Below are 18,109 nucleotides of genomic sequence, written 5' to 3'. Positions count from 1 at the left end.
TACTTGTCTTTTCTGTTTTCGAGAAAACTTTATACGTAAAGGAGAAGAATGATGTTAGCTAAAGATAAATTAGATCGTATTAATATGCTGGCTAAAAAGGCCAAACAAGAAGGGTTAACAAGTGAAGAAAAAGAAGAACAGCAAAAACTAAGACAAGAATATTTAAAAAATGTACGACAATCTTTTAAAAATGAATTCAAAGGGATGAAGATCATTGATCCTAATGGAGATGATGTCACTCCAGAAAAAGTGAAGAATTTGAGAAAAGAAAATTAAAAATAATTGAATATTCTTGAAGATAGTACTTGTTTATTATCCGTTTTCATTATAGGATATTAATTGTACGTACATATTTTCATAATTTTCGAAAGGGGATACAAAGTATGTCAAAACAAACTGAACAACGCTCTATTAACACGATTCGCACGCTATCTATTGATGCAATTGAAAATGCTAACTCTGGGCACCCAGGATTACCAATGGGGGCAGCACCAATGGCATATACATTATGGACTGACTTTATGGACCATAATCCGAAAAACTCTAGTTGGTTTAACCGAGATAGATTTGTATTATCAGCAGGACACGGATCTATGCTATTGTACTCGTTACTACATTTATCAGGTTACAACGTATCAATTGAAGATTTAAAAGGATTTCGTCAGTGGGGATCTATCACTCCAGGTCATCCTGAAGTAACACACACGGACGGAATTGAAGCAACTACTGGGCCATTAGGACAAGGTGTTGCGATGTCTGTTGGTATGGCAATGGCTGAAGAGCACTTAGCTGCTAAATACAATAGAGATAATTTTAATGTAGTTGATCACTTTACTTATGCGCTTGTTAGTGATGGCGATCTAATGGAAGGTGTTTCACATGAGACAGCATCTTTAGCTGGACATTTAGGCTTAGGTAAACTTATTGCACTATATGATTCTAATGACATTTCATTAGATGGTGAATTAGACCAGGCTTTTTCTGAAAATGTAGAAGATCGTTTTAAAGCATATGGCTGGGAAGTAATTCGAGTAGAAGATGGCAATGATATTATCGCTATTCGTGAAGCGATCAAAAAAGCGAAAACAAATCTAGATCAACCTACTTTAATTGAAGTGAAGACTGTTATTGGATATGGTTCACCAAATAAATCAGCTTCTTCTGCTTCACATGGTGCGCCATTAGGTGCAGATGAAATTAAATTAACAAAAGAATTTTATGACTGGAGTCATGAAGATTTCTTCGTGCCTGAAGAAGTTTATCAAGATTTTGAAGAGAAAATTGTAACACGTGGTAAAAAGACTGAAGCAGAGTGGAATGATGTATTTTCAGCATATAAAAAAGCACATCCAGAGCTTGCTAAGGAACTGGAAGATGCAATCAAAGGTGAACTACCATCAGATTGGGCAAAAGACCTTCCAGTATATGAAGCTGGCGAACATACACTTGCTACAAGAGCATCATCAGGTGAAGTTTTAAATGCAGTAGCGGAAGCAGTACCATATTTCTTTGGTGGAAGTGCTGACTTAGCTGGTTCAAATAAAACAAAAATTAATGGTGCAGAAGATTTCTCTAAAAATAATTATTCTGGTCGAAATATTTGGTTTGGTGTACGTGAATTTGCGATGGCTGCAGCCTTAAATGGTATGGCATTACATGGCGGATTAAAAGTTTTTGGTGGCACATTCTTTGTATTCAGTGACTATTTACGTCCTGCTGTACGTTTATCTGCCATTCAAGAATTACCTGTCACATATGTTTTGACACACGATTCTATTGCTGTTGGGGAAGATGGTCCAACACATGAGCCGGTTGAGCAGCTTGCTGCATTTAGAGCAATGCCAAATCTATCAGTTATTCGTCCAGGTGATGGTAATGAAGTACAAGCAGCATGGCGTCTAGCTTTAGAGTCTGAAAAGGTACCAACTATGCTTGTTTTAACAAGACAGAACCTACCAACATTACCAGATACGAAAGATAATGCATATGAAGGTGTTAAAAAAGGTGCTTATGTAGTAAGTGCTGCAACAAAAGCAACACCTGATGCACTATTACTTGCTTCTGGATCTGAAGTTCAGTTAGCAGTAAAAGCACAAGCCGAATTAAAAGAAAAAGGTTATGATGTAAGTGTTGTGAGTATGCCATCTTGGGATCGTTTTAATAAACAAGATAAAGCATACAAAGAACAAGTCATACCATCTACTGTTAAGAAGCGTTTAGCAATTGAAATGGCATCACCATTTGGTTGGGAACGTTATACAGGTGATGAAGGTGACATATTAGCAATTGATACATTTGGTGCATCTGCTAATGGTGATAAGATCATGCAAGAATATGGTTTCACTGTTGATAATGTAGTTAAAAGATTTGAAGCGATGATTAAAGCGTAATTTAACCAATTCCTCACTTTATTTCACAATAAAGTGAGGTTTTTTTTGGATTTGACAAAAGCTTATTATTTTTTTACTTCATTATGACAAGATATGCATCTTTTTTTTTGTATACTGTTTGTCAAAAGAGGGGGACAAGCTTATGCAAAAATATTATGTGTTTTTTTTAAATAGTGAAGTTTGTTATTCTTATTTCTATAAACCAGAGTTACTAAATCGGTTTTTTCAATCTTATTTTGATCAGCAAAACAGAAAAGATTTAGCTGCACAATTTCTATACATAACTAGGACGATATCTGCTGATCAATTGCTGCATTATGTAAATGAAAATGCAAAAAAAAATCGTTATGTCCAGAATAAACGTATTGTCTATTATTTTAACCAGAATGCTACTAATACATTTACTGTGCATGAAAGATGGCTTGAAGTAGATTGTGAATCACTAGAGGTAGCCAATACCATGTTATTTGAATGGCTAGAGAAGTATGATCACTGTTGTTATATTATGGAGAAGAGTGGCATGAATTACGGCTGGCTCTCTCCAATCAAAAAACAAGTCTTGCTTTCCTAGCTCTACTATTGTAATCTTTGTTATTGTCTACTATACTATATGAGAGAGAATTTGAAGGAGGAAGGCTAGACATGGGCACGATTTGGATTGTAGTTATTGCTATAGTAGCTTTAATTGCTGGTGTTGCGCTTGGGTTTTTCATCGCTAGAAGATACATGATGAATTATTTGAAAAAGAACCCACCAATTAATGAACAAATGTTACGAACACTAATGATGCAGATGGGTCAAAAACCATCACAGAAAAAGATTAATCAAATGATGCGTGCAATGAATAATCAAAATCAAACGAAATAATATATTCAATGATTCAATGATTCGATACGTATAGGCATTGCAACTTATAAATCCCTTGCCACCAATTGGTGCAAGGGATTTATAAGTTTTAACGCAAATATTATCATCTAAAATAAAATGTAAAGGAAGTATAAATGATGTTTTGGGCTATAGCTAGTACAGTTGTGGGATTAATAATGGCAACAACGATGATTATTGTTCGTGCACGCGCATCAAAAAGGCCGACAAACGCGGCACGGATCTTACTACCACCTCTTTTTATGAGTACAGGTGCTTTTATGTTTGTAGTGCCTATATTTCGCGTCTCTTTCTCACAAGTTGCAGAAGCATTAATTGTGGGAATGGTCTTCTCAATATTTCTTATTAAATCAACTTCGTTTACCTTCGAAAAAGGGAATATTTATTTAACGCCTTCAAAATATTTTGTTGTTATTTTGGTAGGTCTATTAATTGTTCGAATTATATTAAAGTTAGCTATCAGTTCCTCTATATCTATTGGTGAAACGAGCGGTATGTTTTTTTTGTTAGCTTTTGGTATGATTGCGACATGGAGATTAGTAATGTTCACGAAATATTTAAAAATAAAAAGTGATAATTTCGAATAATCTAATAGTTCGTACGACTCATTATGTTATCATATACTTTATACCTACTTAAGTTTTATTAAAAAAGATTAATTTATCACTATTTTCGCTAATATTTACTACAAATTGCTAATATACATGAAATAACTGTGTTATCATTGTTAAGTAATGGTAGGGTGGGTTTGGTTCCTTGAAAGGGGGTATTTTATGTCAGGTTATGAAATTGATGAAAATACAGACAATGCTATTTTAGCAACATTCTCAATTGCAAAGAAACCCAAACAATTTAAACTAGCCAGTTTACCGGAAGAAGTATTAAATTGGATTGATAAACAAGGGTTTGATTTTATTACAATTTGTAATGATAAAAGTGAAGTAATTTACGTTTCTAATTCTATAGAGAAGGTTTTAGGTTTTGAAAAAGATGAACTAATTGCAAGTAATGCTATTAGTTATTTTTCACCAATGGACCAAGAAAGAATTCCAGAAAAAATTAACAAAAACGAAAAAAAAGTTCAAAAATTCACTGCTAACATTCGAGATGCATTTGGAAGATATAGGAGCATTGATTCTGTAATTGCTTCATTGTTTTCAAGAGATACACAAGAAAAATTATATATCTGCTTGTCTAAAGATATCACAGACAAAAAAGAAGCAGAACAAATGTTAATTCGTTCTGAAAAAATGTCGATAGCAGGTCAATTAGCAGCCGGTGTCGCGCATGAAATTAGAAACCCGCTTACATCCTTGAAAGGGTTTGTTCAACTGCTTCAGGCTGGTATAGATCGTAAAGAAGAATATTATAAAATTATGATTGATGAAATTGAAAAAATAGATGCTATATCATCGGAACTTTTATTTATTGCTAAACCAATGACAGATGAACGAAAAAATGAGAGTGTATCTGATATGGTTCAAGATGTTATTACATTACTGAACACACAGGCTAAAGTATATAATATTAATCTTATTTCGCAAATTGAAGTAGATCAGACGGTCTATTGTGATCGTACACAAATAAAACAAGTCCTTATAAATTTAATTAAAAATGCAATTGAAGAAATGCCTAATGGTGGTACGATACAGATTCATGTAACAGATGATCAAACATATTGTTCTATTTCTGTTATTGACGAAGGTCCAGGGATACCAGAGAGTTTATTACATAAGTTAAAAGAACCTTTCTTTACAACAAAAAAAGAAGGTACTGGATTGGGTTTAATGATTTCAAATAAGATTATAGAAAACCATAATGGTGTATTAGATATCCTACAAAATCAAGATAAAGGAAGTACCTTTTGTGTTTCCTTACCACTAATTAATAATAGCTGATTATACGTAAAAACAGCCGAGATTAACATGGCTGTTTTTACGTGTAATCAAACTATAAATCATGACTTGCATTTTTCTTTTGTCGACTATGATTTCTATTTTTAACTTTTTTTGATCCACTTAAAGGTTTGTTAGGTTTTTCTGTTTGTTTTTTATCTGCCATTTGTTGTCACCACCTCAATAATTAATGTGTGTTTCTATATGGTTTTTATTCTTAAAATTATCGATTTGATTAACACAATGACTGACAAATGTAGACAAATTATTTTACTTATCTGTCGATTTCAATTAAAATGAAATATACGTAGATGTTTGGAATCCTACTATTGATAGGATACGGGGAGTATTATGAGTTTTATTTAATATGGGGGGTATCATGTATGACAGAAATAAATCATACTATTAACGCGCAAAAAAAGTTCGATTTAAATGGTAAAACGTATAATTATTATCAACTAAAAGCCTTAGAAAAGGCAGGAATTGGAGAAATATCTAGGTTACCTTTCTCTATTCGAGTACTATTGGAATCTTTACTTAGACAATATGATGGAAGAGTTATTAAAGACGAGCACATAGCAGGCTTAGCAAAATGGGGTCAAGTAGCTAAAACAGACGTACCATTCAAGCCTTCACGTGTTATCTTACAGGACTTTACTGGTGTTCCTGCTGTAGTTGATCTTGCATCCCTTCGAAAAGCGATGGTTGATCTTGGTGGTTCACCTGATAAAATCAATCCCGAAGTACCGGTAGATTTGGTTATTGATCACTCTGTACAGGTTGATGAATATGGTTCAAATAAAGCTCTATTAGCTAATATGAGTTTTGAATTTGAACGTAATGCAGAACGCTATGAGTTTTTGAATTGGGCTCAAAAGGCATTTGAAAATTATCGTGTAGTACCACCAGCAACAGGTATTGTTCACCAAGTTAATTTAGAGTACATTGCAAATGTAGTACATGCAACTGAAAATAAAGAAGGTGAATTTGATGCTTACCCTGATACATTGGTTGGAACTGATTCACATACAACAATGATTAATGGTTTGGGTGTATTAGGTTGGGGTGTTGGCGGTATTGAAGCTGAAGCAGGCATGTTAGGTCAACCTTCCTATTTACCGGCACCAGAAGTAATTGGAGTGAAATTCACTGGAAGTTATCCTGATGGAACAACTGCTACAGACTTAGCATTAAAAGTAACACAAGTGTTACGCGAGAAAAAAGTGGTAGGTAAATTTGTTGAATATTTTGGACCTGGCTTACAAGACATGCCACTTGCTGATCGTGCTACCATTTCAAATATGGCTCCTGAATATGGAGCAACTTGTGGATTCTTCCCAGTTGATCAAGAATCGTTAGATTATTTACGTTTAACAGGCCGAAGCGAGGATCATATTGCTTTAGTCGAGAAATACTGTAAAGAAAATAGTCTTTGGTATTCACCAGATCAAGCAGATCCAGAATTTACAGATTTAGTTGAAATAAACTTATCTGATTTAGAACCGAATCTATCTGGTCCGAAGCGTCCACAAGACTTAATTGCTCTATCTGACATGAAAAAGCTTTTTCATGAAACTATTTCTAATCCTGCCGGAAATCAAGGGTTCGGTTTAGATAAATCTGAATTTGAAAAAGAAGCCTTAATTGAACATCCTGACGGTAGTACATCTAAGATGAAGACTGGCTCATTAGCAATTGCTGCGATTACATCTTGTACAAATACATCAAACCCGTATGTAATGTTAGGAGCAGGTTTACTTGCTAAGAAGGCTGTAGAGAAAGGGCTAGATGTACCAAGTTATGTAAAAACATCTTTAGCACCAGGTTCAAAAGTGGTGACAAGATATCTTGAAGATGCTGGTCTAATGACTTATTTAAATAAATTAGGTTTTAATTTGGTTGGATATGGTTGTACAACTTGTATCGGTAATTCTGGTCCGTTATTGCCTGAAATTGAACAAGCTATTGCAAATGCAGACTTAACAGTATCATCTGTTCTATCTGGTAACAGAAACTTTGAAGGACGTATCCATCCACTTGTTAAAGCAAATTATCTAGCTTCTCCACCACTTGTTGTAGCTTATGCTTTAGCTGGAACGGTTGATATAGATATTAAAGATGAACCACTTGGTATGGACAAAGATGGAGAACCTGTTTATTTTGCTGATTTATGGCCAACAATGGAGGAAATTCGTTCAGAGGTTGCTAAAGTTGTTACGCCAGATATTTTCAAGAAAGAGTATGAGAATATTTTCAAATCAAATGAACAGTGGAATGCAATTGAAACAACTGATGAGCCTATATATGAGTGGGATGATGATTCTACCTATATTCAAAACCCTCCATTTTTTGAAGGTTTAGCTAAGGAAGCTGATCAAGTTAAAGCACTATCTGGTTTACGCGTAATTGGAAAATTTGCTGATTCTGTTACAACAGACCATATTTCACCAGCAGGTGCAATTGCAAAAGATATGCCAGCAGGGCAATACTTGCAAGAAAATGGTGTAACACCAAGAAACTTTAATTCATATGGTTCGCGACGTGGAAATCACCAAGTGATGATGCGTGGAACGTTTGCTAATATTCGTATTAAGAACAAACTTGCACCTGGTACGGAGGGTGGATATACAACATATTGGCCAACGGATGAAGTGATGCCAATTTATGATGCAGCAATGAAATACCAAGAAGATAATACAGGTTTACTTGTTATTGCAGGAAAAGATTACGGCATGGGAAGTTCGCGTGACTGGGCTGCAAAAGGTACCAAGCTATTAGGTATTAAAACAGTGATTGCAGAAAGTTATGAACGTATTCACCGTAGTAATTTAGTTATGATGGGCGTTTTACCATTGCAATTTAATGAAGGCGAATCAGCTGAATCATTAGGTTTAACTGGAACAGAAACATTTGAAATAAATATTGATGAAACAGTTCAACCCAATCAACTTGTAAATGCAAAAGCAACAAGAGTAGATGGAAGTGAAGTAAGTTTTCAAGTTGTAGCTCGCTTTGATAGTGAAGTGGAGATTGATTACTACCGTCACGGTGGAATTCTGCAAATGGTCTTACGTAATAAACTGAAAGACTAATAATAAATGAGAAGAGGTTTCGCAATTGCGGAACCTCTTTTTTCGATTTTTAAAAGTATAAATTATCAGAATAATGGGAAAGATCTATTTAATCAAGAAAAGGAGTGGTAGGAATGGTTCGAGCTAAGAAATTGTCGTTTCAAACACTAGTGGCAGAAAATAGAAAAGAAATTATGCAGGATGAAAAAACGATAGAAAAAATTACAGATCGAATAGAAGACAAGATTCATGCAACGATAAAGACAAATATTTCTTCATGAAAAGATCTTGTATAAATACAATACCCTAAGCCAAACTAATTGTGAACAACGAAGGGGGCTTTTTGATGAGTAATCCTAAACGAGATAGTGAGCAATTTCAACCTGATCATTATGGCACACAGCCGAGAAAAGCTGAAAGCAACAAAGGAAAACAAATGGGTATGAAAAGTAATGAACAACCCGACCTCATACAACAAAAAGGCAAATAGGAGGTATGAATAATGAGTGAAAACAAACCAAATCCAGATAATCGTGCCGATAATGTAGAAAAATTACAAGAGATGGTTCATAATACAATTGAAAATATTGAGCAATCACATGATGCGTTGCAACATGCAACCGATCAAGAGAAAGAAAATATCGAAGCTAAAAATGAAAGAAGAGAAGAGTCCTTAGAAGCAATACGTGTAGAGATCAAAGATGAATATAAAAATCAACAAAAGTAATTTTTATGCTATATTGGATAAAGAAGCGCTGTTAATGGCTTCTTTATCTACGTTATTAAGAGAACGTTTGGTTAGATCTGCCTGTTATAGCGTAGTGTAACCTGTTCTTCTCCAGTTTCCGTTTGAGCTATTTTTTTTTTTTTTTCTGAAAGGTAAATCCACGTGCTTCATAGAATGGGATACCTCGTTGGTTTCCATCCTGTACAGATACCCATTGCTCTTTTACATTTATTTTAAGTTGATATTCTGTAAATCTTTCAAGAAGTTGTTTTCCGACGCCTTTATATCTGTATTCTTCATCTACATAAAAAACAAAAATTTCTCCTATATTTGGCTCTTTTAATCCTCCACCAATTACACCAACGACTTTATCGTCTATAAGGGCTACATATGTATAAATTCCTTTCTCAATATCCTGTTTAACACGTTCCTTTTGATACCAAAAAGCAACAGTTTTCACTTGATGTTTGTCACTTAATTTATTTTCAACCGTTTGTTTCCAGCCATTTGTACAGATTGTAGCAATTTCACTTGTATGATTTTCACTTGGTTTAACAATCGTTAGTTCCATTATTCCCACCTCATTAGTACTATTATTGAAATAAATTTTTATATTTTAAGATTGGGTAGTTTTGTGTGTTCTGATACTATTTTTGCAGCTTTAGGCAGGGTATCTTGCTTACTCCAAGAATTTTGTTCCCATATACCAGAACGTTGAAATGCTTTGGCACAATGAATGAAACATTCTTCTACTTCTATAGCAATTCCCAAAAGGGGTTTTTCCCCTTTGACTATCATTTCGTCAAGTAATTGCTTATCTTTAACTAAGCAAGCTTTTCCGTTAATTCTTAATGTTTCTCCGAGACCAGGTATAAACAAGAGAATACCGACGTTGGGGTTGGACAAGATATTTCGTAACGAATCGCTACGTTTATTCCCAGATCTTTCAGGGATGAATAATTGTTTTTCATTTATTACTTTAACCAAACCATTACGATCTCCTCGGGGTGATACATCACAATTTCCGGAGTTATCTGAAGTGGCCAATGTTAAAAATGGAGATTTCGAAATGAAATCTATACAATTTTGATCTAAATAGTTTATCACTTTATTTTCTACCAGTTCACTTGGTTGACCAACTAGCGTACGAAGGTCTTCAGGTGTGTTGATCATATCTTTAAAAACAAATATATTATTCAAAAAAACAACTCCTATATTTAGTTATTTCAAATACCATAATAAACGTATCTTTATTTTATCATAAAAAATCAGAAAACTCTGTAAAATAAAATTAAATATAGGGACCGATTAAGATGCTATCATAAAAAAACTCATACCTAGTGTTTAAAATCTTTCGAGTCAACATAAACAGATAGTTATGATAAAATGTAGTTGTAAGTGAAGGGAGCGGTTATTTTTTGAGAAACACAATTACGGAAGCAGAGATTATAAAGTGGGATACGTTAGAAACAGAAGTTCCACTTACTGAAGTTGACACATTACGTATGTTAGATCAATTGGAGTCAAATGAAAGAGATTATTCAAAGCAGGCGATCGCTGTTCTCTATAGTATGTTGGCTTTTCATCGATTAAAACGTCTTGAAAACTCAGACTATTTAATTGATTTATTACTAGATAAAGCAGCGTCATATGATGATACAGTAACTGTATATCAATCATTGCGTGATATAAAAACGTATTTTCATTTTTATAATGAATTAGAAAAACTTGAAGTAGCTACATGGTCGATTAGAGAGACAGATTTCGATCCAGTTAAATTAAAAAAATTAAATGAATGGCTGATACAATTACAACAATTGAAAAAAAATGCGATTACAAAAAGGGAACCAAATGAAACACAACCTGAAATCGTTTCGATTTATAAACGTATAGAGAAGACGATAAGTGATTTTATAGAGATAGTAGAAGATAGCATTGCTTCATTAGAGAATAAACGATCAGGTATTCCAGTACAGCGCCTAAATGATTACATCAAAGAATTAGTCGGTCTGAAAAAGGACTTTTATCGTGCATTTCCTGATGTATTACGTGCATCTAATGAAAAAAGTCCATTAGAAAAATTGGATGAAATGGTTGGTTTAGATGATGTAAAAAAATATATTTCGCAATATTATCATTACCTTAAATATCAAAAAGAACGTAAACATATGGGCTTTCACATGATTGATGAACCTGGTTTACATATGGTAATGACAGGTAACCCTGGGACTGGTAAAACGACAATTGCTCGTCTCTTAGCAGAAATCTATCATGAGTTAGGTTTATTAGATACCAAAGAAGTAACAGAAGTAAATCGATCGCATTTAGTTGGCTCATATGTTGGTCAAAGTGAAGAAAATACAATGTCATATATTAAACAATCCCTTGGTGGAATCCTTTTTATTGATGAAGCTTATAGTTTAAAACGTCCCGAACAAAGCGGTAGTGATTATGGACAAGCTGTTATTGATACACTTGTTTCCGCTATGACTGGTAAAGAATACGCGAATAAGTTTGCCGTTATTTTAGCTGGTTATCCAGAAGAAATGCGTCAGTTTTTATGGTCGAATACTGGACTACGTAGCCGTTTTCCTGAACAAAACGTTGTTTCATTACCTGATTTTAAAATGGTTGAGTTAGTACAAATAGCTCAAAATACTGCATTAAGTAATGATTACTTTTTTACGGAAGAAGCCTTAAATCGCTTCGAAAGTGTCATTGATCGAGCGAAAGTGGATGATACTTTTGGTAATGCACGAACGGTAAGGGACCTTGTATTAAAAGCTATCTTTAAAAAAGGTGCTACTAAAACAATTAATTCGTCAGATAATTGGTTAGAACACATGCGTATCGATGTTAGTGATTTAGATATTATGGAAGATAATGAAAGATTAAAAAATGAACCGATGAAGCAATTAGATAATTTAATTGGATTAACAAATATCAAAGAAGAAGTAAAAAAACTTTCATCATTTGTTACTGCACAACAAAAACGAAAGAAACTAGGATATCCAGCTGTGCCAATTCAATTGCATGCAGTCTTTTCTGGTAATCCAGGGACGGGTAAGACAACAGTTGCAAAGATTTATTCACAATTACTGAAAGAATGTGGTTTATTAAAAAGAGGACATTTCGTATTAGCATCTAGAAGTGATCTTGTGGCTGGATATGTTGGTCAAACTGCGATCAAGACAAAACAAAAGATAAGAGAAGCGCTTGGCGGCGTATTGTTTATTGATGAAGCCTATGCTTTATTTCGTGGAGAAAACGATTTTGGTAAAGAAGCTATTGATACGTTAGTAGATGAAATGACAAAACATAATGAAAATTTGGTTGTTATTTTAGCTGGATATGAGAATGAAATGAAACAATTTATTAATAGTAATCCAGGATTATCATCTCGATTTAAAAAATATTTTAAGTTTCTTGATTATAATGGGAAAGAACTGGTTGAAATCACAGACTATCATGTAGCTCGCTATCAATATCAACTTGATAAATACGCTAAAACCTATATTCAAAAACAATATCAAGCACATTCAATTAAAGGTAACGCACGTTTTGTCGTTAATTTAGTTGATGAGGCAATTCAATTTCAATCATTACGTATCGCAGACGAAAAATACTCAACGGATACACTATTATTGCTAAAACAAGAGGATTTTGAAAAAGCATGGCAAACGGTCAAGGGGGATTAATTATATATGAAGGTGAGAACACCAATTAAAGTACGCTATCAAGAAACAGATCAAATGGGGGTTGTGTATCATGCGAACTACCTCATTTGGTTTGAAATAGGTAGGACAGCATTTATAGAAGAATTAGGTTTTCGTTACTTTGATATGGAGGAGAACGGCATTGTTTCTCCAGTCGTAGATGCGCATATGTATTTCAAACAACCAATTCGCTACGGTCAACCTGCCTATGTAGAAACATGGGTAGAAGCTTATGATGGTTTACGGACAACATATGGCTATAACGTTGTAAATCAGGAAGGTAACATTGCCGTTACAGGTTCGACAAAGCACGTAATAGTAAAAAAAGAAAACTTTCGTCCCGTTTCCTTGCGTAAGAAATTTCCAGAATGGCATCTTGCTTACCAAAAAGCGATGGGTGATGAATAAGGATGGCTTTTGGAATTAAACGGAAAGAATTGATGGAATGGAAAACGAATGTCGAGCAAGGAAATATTGCATTTTTAACACATTATTGGTTAGATGATAGATTTCCTGGTTGTAAAACCGTAACAAAAGTTGGGTGTAATAACATAGAAAGTTTAATCAAGTGGGGCAAAAAGTACGGTTTAGAGGCAAGCTGGATTCATAATGACCCTATACATCCACATTTCGATTTATTTGGGATGAAACAAAAAGAAATACTAACAAAAGAAGAACAGTGGAAACAAATAGAACATTTTAACTTATAAATTTTTTGCGAACTAAGACTGGTGTCCACAGAAAGCAAGCAAATTTTATTTAATCGGAGTCTATAGTAATTTAGTATGAAATAACAATCTTTTATAAAACAGATTAAAAAAACGCGAATCTCATCTAGATTCGCGTTTTTGGCGTTTTTCGGGAACTGGGTCAAAACCACCTGAATGAAATGGCTGACATTTTATTATCCGTTTTACTGTTAAATATCCACCTTTTAATGCACCAAATCTTCTAATTGCTTCCATACCATATTGTGAACAGGTAGGATAGAAGCGGCAACTTGGTGGTTTGATAGGACTTATAAATTTTTGATAAATACGAATGATTCCTAGAAAAAGGTACTTCATCTTAGCCCTTCTTTATTGTTCGGCATATTTATCATAAGTAACAGAAGCAATTGCATCGTGTAAATGAATTGATTCTTCATTTCGACAACCAACGTAAAATGCTTGAACAAATGCATATTCATACAGATCAGCAGCTACTAAACGAACCATATCTTCAACAAATCGTGGATTTTCATAAGCTTGCTCGGTTACCATCTTTTCATCTGGCCGTTTTAAAACGGGGTGGATACGAGCGCTTGCATTACTTTCAGCTGCTTCTAATAAAGCGTATTTCCAATCTACTTCCTCTTCATCAAAATCTTCCGTTAATTCAACTTCCATCGTGATTTTTCCACGTTGATTATGAGCACTGTATTCACTGATTTCTTTGGAACAAGGGCATAAAGTTGTAATGGTACCAGTCAATCCTACCGTTATATCATAACCTAATTCAGTGTCGTACTGTATACGGATCGTAGCATCTGCATGGTTAAGTCCCGAAAAATCGGAAGAAGGTCCTTTTCTTTCAAAAAACCAAGGGAAAGTTACTTCTATAAATGCATCCCGTTGTTTTAATCGCGTAGCTAATTCTTCGGCAAATTTTTTCAAATTAGTAAGCGACAAGGTGAATGAGCCATCTGCATGATATTCTTGTAATTGTTGTGTAAAACGACTCATGTTTGTACCTTTACTATCTTTTGTGATACTAGAAGAAAAAGTGAAGGTTCCAATAGTTGTTTGTAAAGCAGGCTCCATTTTACTAGTTATTTGGATCGGATGTTTTACATTAGCGATCCCTACAGCATCTAAATCAAACAGAAAATCACTTTGTGTATTTTGAAGATCAGACATCAGATCTTTATCTATCGGTTTAGTTTTGGCTCCAGGTTTAACGGATCCAAATAATGTATGTCTTTCTAACTTATTTGGTAAAACTTTTTTATGGTGTTTATGTGCATCCATAATGATGCCCCCTTTCATACTCTTATTTAGATATTTCAAAGTATACTGAACAACATATTAAAGTTCAATTTTTTTGACTTGAACGTACATAATTTGACAAAATGGTCTATATTTCATCTGAAATATAGACCATTTTGTTTACATCCAACTAATTTTAGGCTCTGTTTTATTAAGAATTCGCTTGATATTTGCTCGATGTCGATAAAATATAAAAACAGTTAAAATACTTGTTACGATTACTAAACCATAATCTTCTATAAAAATAGAAGCCGTAATAGAAATAAGCCCTGTTATCATCGATGATAATGATACGTACTTACTTATGTACAACGTAAGAATAAAAGATAGTAATATAATACCGAATAATAATGGACTAAGTCCTAATAACATGCCTCCAGAGGTAGCAACAGCTTTGCCTCCTCTAAATCTAGCGAAAACAGGATACATATGTCCAATTACCGCAAGAACACCGATTATAAGAGGACTAATTTCGGTCAAATTAAAAATAATTGGTAATAAAGTAGCAATTGTTCCTTTAAAAATATCCCCAAGTGTCACGATAATGCCAGCCTTTTTACCTAATACGCGGAATGTATTTGTTCCACCTAAATTCCCACTTCCATGTTCACGTATATCGGTCTTGTAGCCAATTTTGCCAACTAATAGTCCGAATGGAACAGAGCCTATGAGATAAGCTAATATTGCCATTAATATATAAGTCATAATACTACTCCTTTTCCAATCAATCTATATACAGTATCGTTATTTTAACACGAATTCATGTATCCTTGTACAACTATTTAAATGCATATTCATGTAACTTTATTAAAAATGTTTGGTTTATCAAAAAAATGGGAATTGACTATATAATAATATGGAGGTGCACGTATGATTGAATTTGATCAGGTTACAAAAAGATTCCCTGATGGAACAGAAGCCGTAAAAGACTTCTCGCTATCTATTAAAGAAGGAGAATTATTAACATTAATAGGACCAAGTGGCTGTGGGAAAACAACCACTTTGAAGATGATTAACCGTTTGGTAAATGAAACAGAAGGTACGATAAAAATAGCAGGCAAGGATATTACTACATATGATTTACACCAGTTAAGATGGAATACTGGTTATGTAATACAACAAATTGCACTATTTCCTCACTTAACTATAGCAGAAAATATTGCAATAGTTCCAGAAATGAAAAAGTGGAAAAAAGACAGTATTTTATCACGAACCGAAGAACTTCTAAATATGGTCGGTTTAGATCCAAAGCAATTTATGAATCGAATGCCTTCTGAATTATCAGGTGGACAACAACAACGAATAGGTGTTGTACGTGCACTAGCTGCGGATCCAGATATTATTTTAATGGATGAACCGTTTAGTGCTTTAGACCCAATTAGTCGTGAACAATTGCAATTAGATATTCAATCATTACAACAAAAAATTAAAAAAACAATTGTATTTGTAACACATGACATGGATGAAGCATTAGCTATTTCTGATCGTATTTGTTTAATGAAGGATGGTAAAATTATTCAAATTGGTACGCCTAAAGATCTAATTCTACATCCAGCAAATGACTTTGCTAAAGAATTTATTGGTGATAAAAGATCGCCATGGCAAGAAATGATGGATACGGTTATCCAAACGATTAAATCGCTATCTGATCAATCCACTGTACAAACTGAAGGACTTTTTTCAATTAGACACGACCAACAAGTGATAGATGCAGTTAAACTGTTTGAGGAATCTGAGAGAACAGCGATTCAAGTTGTAAAAGAAGATGAATTTATTGGAACAATAACCTATCAAGACATTTTTCGCTTTTTACGTGAACAAGTAAAAATGGAAAAAGGGGTGATTAAGTAATGGATAACTTTTTTGACGTATTTCAGGACAGAAAGGGAATGGTGTTCGAATTAATTCTTGAACATCTTCAGTTATCGATCGTATCTTTATTAATCGCCATTTTAGTTGCAGTTCCCTTAGGTTTATTATTAACACGCAAGCAAAAAATTGCTGAGCCAATTATAGGTGTAACAGCAGTATTACAAACAATCCCTAGTTTAGCAATCCTAGCATTTTTAATTCCTTTCCTAGGTATTGGACAAACCCCTGCTATCGTAGCACTCATTGTATATGGGTTACTACCTATTTTACGTAATACATATACGGGAATAAAAGAAGTTGATCCTGCTTTAAATGAAGCAGCTACAGGTATGGGTATGAGCTCATATAGACGCTTAATGAAAGTGGAATTACCAATTGCAATGCCCGTCATTATGGCAGGTATTCGCACATCAATGGTCTTAATCGTCGGAACAACTACAATAGCAGCATTAATTGGTGCCGGCGGGCTCGGTGAACTGATTCTACTAGGGATTGATCGTGGTGGAGATATAAACCTAATTATCTTAGGTGCTATCCCAGCTGCATTACTAGCAATTATTTTAGATTTAGTATTACGACTGTTTGAAAAAATATCAAAAAAATCAGCATTCACATCAATAATTATAATGGTCGTGCTTGCATTGGCATTAGTTTTTGTACCTTGGATTATAAATCAAGATCAAGAACCAGATTTAGTATTAGGTGGAAAGCTTGGTTCTGAACCATCCATCTTAATTAATATGTACGAGTTATTAATCGAAGACCAAACAGATTTAGATGTTGAACTAGAAACAGGACTAGGTAAAACGACATTTGTTTTTAGTGCATTACAAGAGGGAAGCATCGATATTTATCCAGAGTTCACTGGAACGTCGATTGTAACGCATTTAGAAGAGCAAGCAGTTAGTAACGATGCCGAAGAAGTATATGAACAGGCAAAAGAAGGTATGCTTTCAACATATAATATGGCTTATTTAGAACCAATGGCATTCAATAACACATACACATTATCAGCTAAGCAATCTTTCTTAGATGAAAATAATTTATCAACCATTGCAGATCTTCGTTCAATGGATGATGAAATAACAGCAGGTTTCACTTTGGAATTTAACGACCGTGAGGATGGTTATGTTGGAATTCAAGATGTCTATGATATCGAATTTGGTGAAGTGAAAACAATGGAACCTGGAGTACGACAAGAAGCAATACAAAATGATGAAGTAGATATAATAGACGCTTATTCTACATCATCCTATATGGTAGAATTAAATCTTGGATCTCTAGAAGATACAGAGAATTTATTCCCGCCTTATCAAGGCGCGCCTTTAATGCGACAAGAGACTTTAGAACAGTATCCGGAACTTGAAGAAATATTGAATCAATTAGCGGGCAAGATAACAGATGAAGAAATGAGAGAAATGAACTATCAAGTTGACTTTGAAGATAAAGCACCGGTTACAGTCGCTAGAGAGTATTTAGTAGCTGAAGGCTTATTAGCAGAGTAAAAACAGTGAAGAAAGTGAGTG

21 protein-coding genes are annotated in these 18,109 nt (G+C 34.1%); 15 read left to right on the top strand and 6 right to left on the bottom strand.

The genetic code is table 11. From position 1 onward, the window contains the following. The first annotated feature begins 51 nt into the window (after window positions 1-51). The 6 genes from D2K62_RS01785 to D2K62_RS01760 all read left to right on the top strand — a co-directional run bounded on the left by D2K62_RS01785 (window position 52) and on the right by D2K62_RS01760 (window position 5,173). A complete protein-coding gene (locus D2K62_RS01785; RefSeq protein ID WP_112180980.1) occupies window positions 52-276 on the top strand; it encodes a DUF896 domain-containing protein in 225 nt (74 codons plus the stop codon). 107 nt (window positions 277-383) lie between these two features. After that, window positions 384-2,390, top strand: coding sequence for a transketolase (gene tkt / locus D2K62_RS01780; RefSeq protein ID WP_112180981.1), 2,007 nt, complete (start codon window positions 384-386; stop codon window positions 2,388-2,390). A 142-nt stretch (window positions 2,391-2,532) separates the two neighbouring features. Beyond that, on the top strand, window positions 2,533-2,961 hold the full coding sequence (gene sirA, locus D2K62_RS01775) for a sporulation inhibitor of replication protein SirA (protein ID WP_112180982.1): 429 nt from the start codon (window positions 2,533-2,535) through the stop codon (window positions 2,959-2,961). Window positions 2,962-3,032: 71 nt separating this feature from the next. Continuing rightward, window positions 3,033-3,257 carry a YneF family protein gene (locus D2K62_RS01770; RefSeq protein ID WP_112180983.1) on the top strand — a complete coding sequence of 75 codons (225 nt, stop codon included), beginning with the start codon at window positions 3,033-3,035 and terminating at the stop codon, window positions 3,255-3,257. Window positions 3,258-3,394: 137 nt separating this feature from the next. Further along, entirely contained in the window at window positions 3,395-3,862 is a 468-nt protein-coding gene (locus D2K62_RS01765; RefSeq protein ID WP_112180984.1) for a CcdC family protein, read from the top strand. A 186-nt stretch (window positions 3,863-4,048) separates the two neighbouring features. Then, window positions 4,049-5,173: an ATP-binding protein gene (locus tag D2K62_RS01760; RefSeq protein WP_112180985.1), complete on the top strand. Its 1,125-nt coding sequence runs from the start codon at window positions 4,049-4,051 to the stop codon at window positions 5,171-5,173. Window positions 5,174-5,225: 52 nt separating this feature from the next. Here the strand turns inward: D2K62_RS01760 and D2K62_RS01755 are convergent, their stop codons facing one another. Next, on the bottom strand, window positions 5,226-5,336 hold the full coding sequence (locus D2K62_RS01755) for a small acid-soluble spore protein P (RefSeq protein ID WP_112180986.1): 111 nt from the start codon (window positions 5,334-5,336) through the stop codon (window positions 5,226-5,228). 217 nt (window positions 5,337-5,553) lie between these two features. Here D2K62_RS01755 and acnA point away from each other — a divergent pair, with 217 nt between their 5' ends. The 4 genes from acnA to tlp all read left to right on the top strand — a co-directional run bounded on the left by acnA (window position 5,554) and on the right by tlp (window position 8,968). Further along, complete coding sequence (acnA, locus tag D2K62_RS01750) at window positions 5,554-8,262, top strand: aconitate hydratase AcnA (RefSeq protein WP_117148777.1); 2,709 nt, start codon at window positions 5,554-5,556, stop codon at window positions 8,260-8,262. Window positions 8,263-8,375: 113 nt separating this feature from the next. Next, window positions 8,376-8,522 carry an FbpB family small basic protein gene (locus D2K62_RS01745; RefSeq protein ID WP_112180988.1) on the top strand — a complete coding sequence of 49 codons (147 nt, stop codon included), beginning with the start codon at window positions 8,376-8,378 and terminating at the stop codon, window positions 8,520-8,522. 65 nt (window positions 8,523-8,587) lie between these two features. After that, window positions 8,588-8,731: an acid-soluble spore protein N gene (locus D2K62_RS01740; RefSeq protein ID WP_112180989.1), complete on the top strand. Its 144-nt coding sequence runs from the start codon at window positions 8,588-8,590 to the stop codon at window positions 8,729-8,731. Between the two features lie 12 nt (window positions 8,732-8,743). Then, entirely contained in the window at window positions 8,744-8,968 is a 225-nt protein-coding gene (gene tlp, locus D2K62_RS01735) for a small acid-soluble spore protein Tlp (RefSeq protein WP_112180990.1), read from the top strand. A 127-nt stretch (window positions 8,969-9,095) separates the two neighbouring features. On the opposite strand, the gene D2K62_RS01730 is transcribed toward tlp, so the two are convergent. Next, complete coding sequence (locus tag D2K62_RS01730; RefSeq protein WP_232827950.1) at window positions 9,096-9,539, bottom strand: GNAT family N-acetyltransferase; 444 nt, start codon at window positions 9,537-9,539, stop codon at window positions 9,096-9,098. A gap of 38 nt (window positions 9,540-9,577) precedes the next feature. Continuing rightward, window positions 9,578-10,141, bottom strand: a complete 564-nt coding sequence (locus D2K62_RS01725) for an MSMEG_1061 family FMN-dependent PPOX-type flavoprotein (protein WP_112182710.1) — start codon at window positions 10,139-10,141, stop codon at window positions 9,578-9,580. Between the two features lie 245 nt (window positions 10,142-10,386). Here D2K62_RS01725 and D2K62_RS01720 point away from each other — a divergent pair, with 245 nt between their 5' ends. From D2K62_RS01720 to D2K62_RS01710, 3 genes are read left to right on the top strand one after another with little or no spacing between them, the layout of a single operon-like run. Beyond that, the gene (locus tag D2K62_RS01720; protein ID WP_117160816.1) at window positions 10,387-12,666 is read left to right on the top strand and encodes an AAA family ATPase; all 2,280 of its coding nucleotides are present in this window, start codon (window positions 10,387-10,389) and stop codon (window positions 12,664-12,666) included. A 6-nt stretch (window positions 12,667-12,672) separates the two neighbouring features. Beyond that, window positions 12,673-13,092, top strand: a complete 420-nt coding sequence (locus tag D2K62_RS01715) for an acyl-CoA thioesterase (protein WP_117160815.1) — start codon at window positions 12,673-12,675, stop codon at window positions 13,090-13,092. A 2-nt stretch (window positions 13,093-13,094) separates the two neighbouring features. After that, window positions 13,095-13,394 carry a hypothetical protein gene (locus D2K62_RS01710; RefSeq protein WP_117160814.1) on the top strand — a complete coding sequence of 100 codons (300 nt, stop codon included), beginning with the start codon at window positions 13,095-13,097 and terminating at the stop codon, window positions 13,392-13,394. 120 nt (window positions 13,395-13,514) lie between these two features. On the opposite strand, the gene yidD is transcribed toward D2K62_RS01710, so the two are convergent. The 3 genes from yidD to plsY all read right to left on the bottom strand — a co-directional run bounded on the left by yidD (window position 13,515) and on the right by plsY (window position 15,416). After that, a complete protein-coding gene (gene yidD, locus D2K62_RS01705; protein WP_117160813.1) occupies window positions 13,515-13,751 on the bottom strand; it encodes a membrane protein insertion efficiency factor YidD in 237 nt (78 codons plus the stop codon). 12 nt (window positions 13,752-13,763) lie between these two features. Further along, window positions 13,764-14,693 carry a GTP cyclohydrolase FolE2 gene (gene folE2, locus D2K62_RS01700; RefSeq protein WP_117160812.1) on the bottom strand — a complete coding sequence of 310 codons (930 nt, stop codon included), beginning with the start codon at window positions 14,691-14,693 and terminating at the stop codon, window positions 13,764-13,766. A gap of 138 nt (window positions 14,694-14,831) precedes the next feature. Continuing rightward, window positions 14,832-15,416: a glycerol-3-phosphate 1-O-acyltransferase PlsY gene (gene plsY / locus D2K62_RS01695; protein WP_117160811.1), complete on the bottom strand. Its 585-nt coding sequence runs from the start codon at window positions 15,414-15,416 to the stop codon at window positions 14,832-14,834. A 165-nt stretch (window positions 15,417-15,581) separates the two neighbouring features. Between plsY and D2K62_RS01690 the strand changes: the two genes are divergently transcribed. Then, window positions 15,582-16,562 carry an ABC transporter ATP-binding protein gene (locus D2K62_RS01690; protein ID WP_117160810.1) on the top strand — a complete coding sequence of 327 codons (981 nt, stop codon included), beginning with the start codon at window positions 15,582-15,584 and terminating at the stop codon, window positions 16,560-16,562. Continuing rightward, window positions 16,562-18,088, top strand: coding sequence for an ABC transporter permease/substrate-binding protein (locus tag D2K62_RS01685; RefSeq protein WP_112180999.1), 1,527 nt, complete (start codon window positions 16,562-16,564; stop codon window positions 18,086-18,088). Before D2K62_RS01690 ends, D2K62_RS01685 begins: the two co-directional genes overlap by 1 nt. Window positions 18,089-18,109: the final 21 nt, after the last annotated feature.

Source organism: Paraliobacillus sp. X-1268, assembly GCF_003426095.1.
GTDB lineage: Bacteria > Bacillota > Bacilli > Bacillales > Amphibacillaceae > Paraliobacillus_A > Paraliobacillus_A zengyii.
The sequence above is the reverse complement of the archived record's forward strand: the minus strand, read 5'-3'. Positions and strand labels throughout refer to the sequence as shown.

Excerpts from the sequence above, each read along its gene's own strand:
- D2K62_RS01785 (WP_112180980.1), top strand. The coding sequence starts at position 52 with ATGTTAGCTAAAGATAAATTAGATCGTATTAATATGCTGGCTAAAAAG.
- tkt (WP_112180981.1), top strand. The coding sequence starts at position 384 with ATGTCAAAACAAACTGAACAACGCTCTATTAACACGATTCGCACGCTA.
- sirA (WP_112180982.1), top strand. The coding sequence starts at position 2,533 with ATGCAAAAATATTATGTGTTTTTTTTAAATAGTGAAGTTTGTTATTCT.
- D2K62_RS01770 (WP_112180983.1), top strand. The coding sequence starts at position 3,033 with ATGGGCACGATTTGGATTGTAGTTATTGCTATAGTAGCTTTAATTGCT.
- D2K62_RS01765 (WP_112180984.1), top strand. The coding sequence starts at position 3,395 with ATGTTTTGGGCTATAGCTAGTACAGTTGTGGGATTAATAATGGCAACA.
- D2K62_RS01760 (WP_112180985.1), top strand. The coding sequence starts at position 4,049 with ATGTCAGGTTATGAAATTGATGAAAATACAGACAATGCTATTTTAGCA.
- D2K62_RS01755 (WP_112180986.1), bottom strand. The coding sequence starts at position 5,336 with ATGGCAGATAAAAAACAAACAGAAAAACCTAACAAACCTTTAAGTGGA.
- acnA (WP_117148777.1), top strand. The coding sequence starts at position 5,554 with ATGACAGAAATAAATCATACTATTAACGCGCAAAAAAAGTTCGATTTA.
- D2K62_RS01745 (WP_112180988.1), top strand. The coding sequence starts at position 8,376 with ATGGTTCGAGCTAAGAAATTGTCGTTTCAAACACTAGTGGCAGAAAAT.
- D2K62_RS01740 (WP_112180989.1), top strand. The coding sequence starts at position 8,588 with ATGAGTAATCCTAAACGAGATAGTGAGCAATTTCAACCTGATCATTAT.
- tlp (WP_112180990.1), top strand. The coding sequence starts at position 8,744 with ATGAGTGAAAACAAACCAAATCCAGATAATCGTGCCGATAATGTAGAA.
- D2K62_RS01730 (WP_232827950.1), bottom strand. The coding sequence starts at position 9,539 with ATGGAACTAACGATTGTTAAACCAAGTGAAAATCATACAAGTGAAATT.
- D2K62_RS01725 (WP_112182710.1), bottom strand. The coding sequence starts at position 10,141 with ATGATCAACACACCTGAAGACCTTCGTACGCTAGTTGGTCAACCAAGT.
- D2K62_RS01715 (WP_117160815.1), top strand. The coding sequence starts at position 12,673 with ATGAAGGTGAGAACACCAATTAAAGTACGCTATCAAGAAACAGATCAA.
- D2K62_RS01710 (WP_117160814.1), top strand. The coding sequence starts at position 13,095 with ATGGCTTTTGGAATTAAACGGAAAGAATTGATGGAATGGAAAACGAAT.
- yidD (WP_117160813.1), bottom strand. The coding sequence starts at position 13,751 with ATGAAGTACCTTTTTCTAGGAATCATTCGTATTTATCAAAAATTTATA.
- folE2 (WP_117160812.1), bottom strand. The coding sequence starts at position 14,693 with ATGGATGCACATAAACACCATAAAAAAGTTTTACCAAATAAGTTAGAA.
- plsY (WP_117160811.1), bottom strand. The coding sequence starts at position 15,416 with ATGACTTATATATTAATGGCAATATTAGCTTATCTCATAGGCTCTGTT.
- D2K62_RS01690 (WP_117160810.1), top strand. The coding sequence starts at position 15,582 with ATGATTGAATTTGATCAGGTTACAAAAAGATTCCCTGATGGAACAGAA.
- D2K62_RS01685 (WP_112180999.1), top strand. The coding sequence starts at position 16,562 with ATGGATAACTTTTTTGACGTATTTCAGGACAGAAAGGGAATGGTGTTC.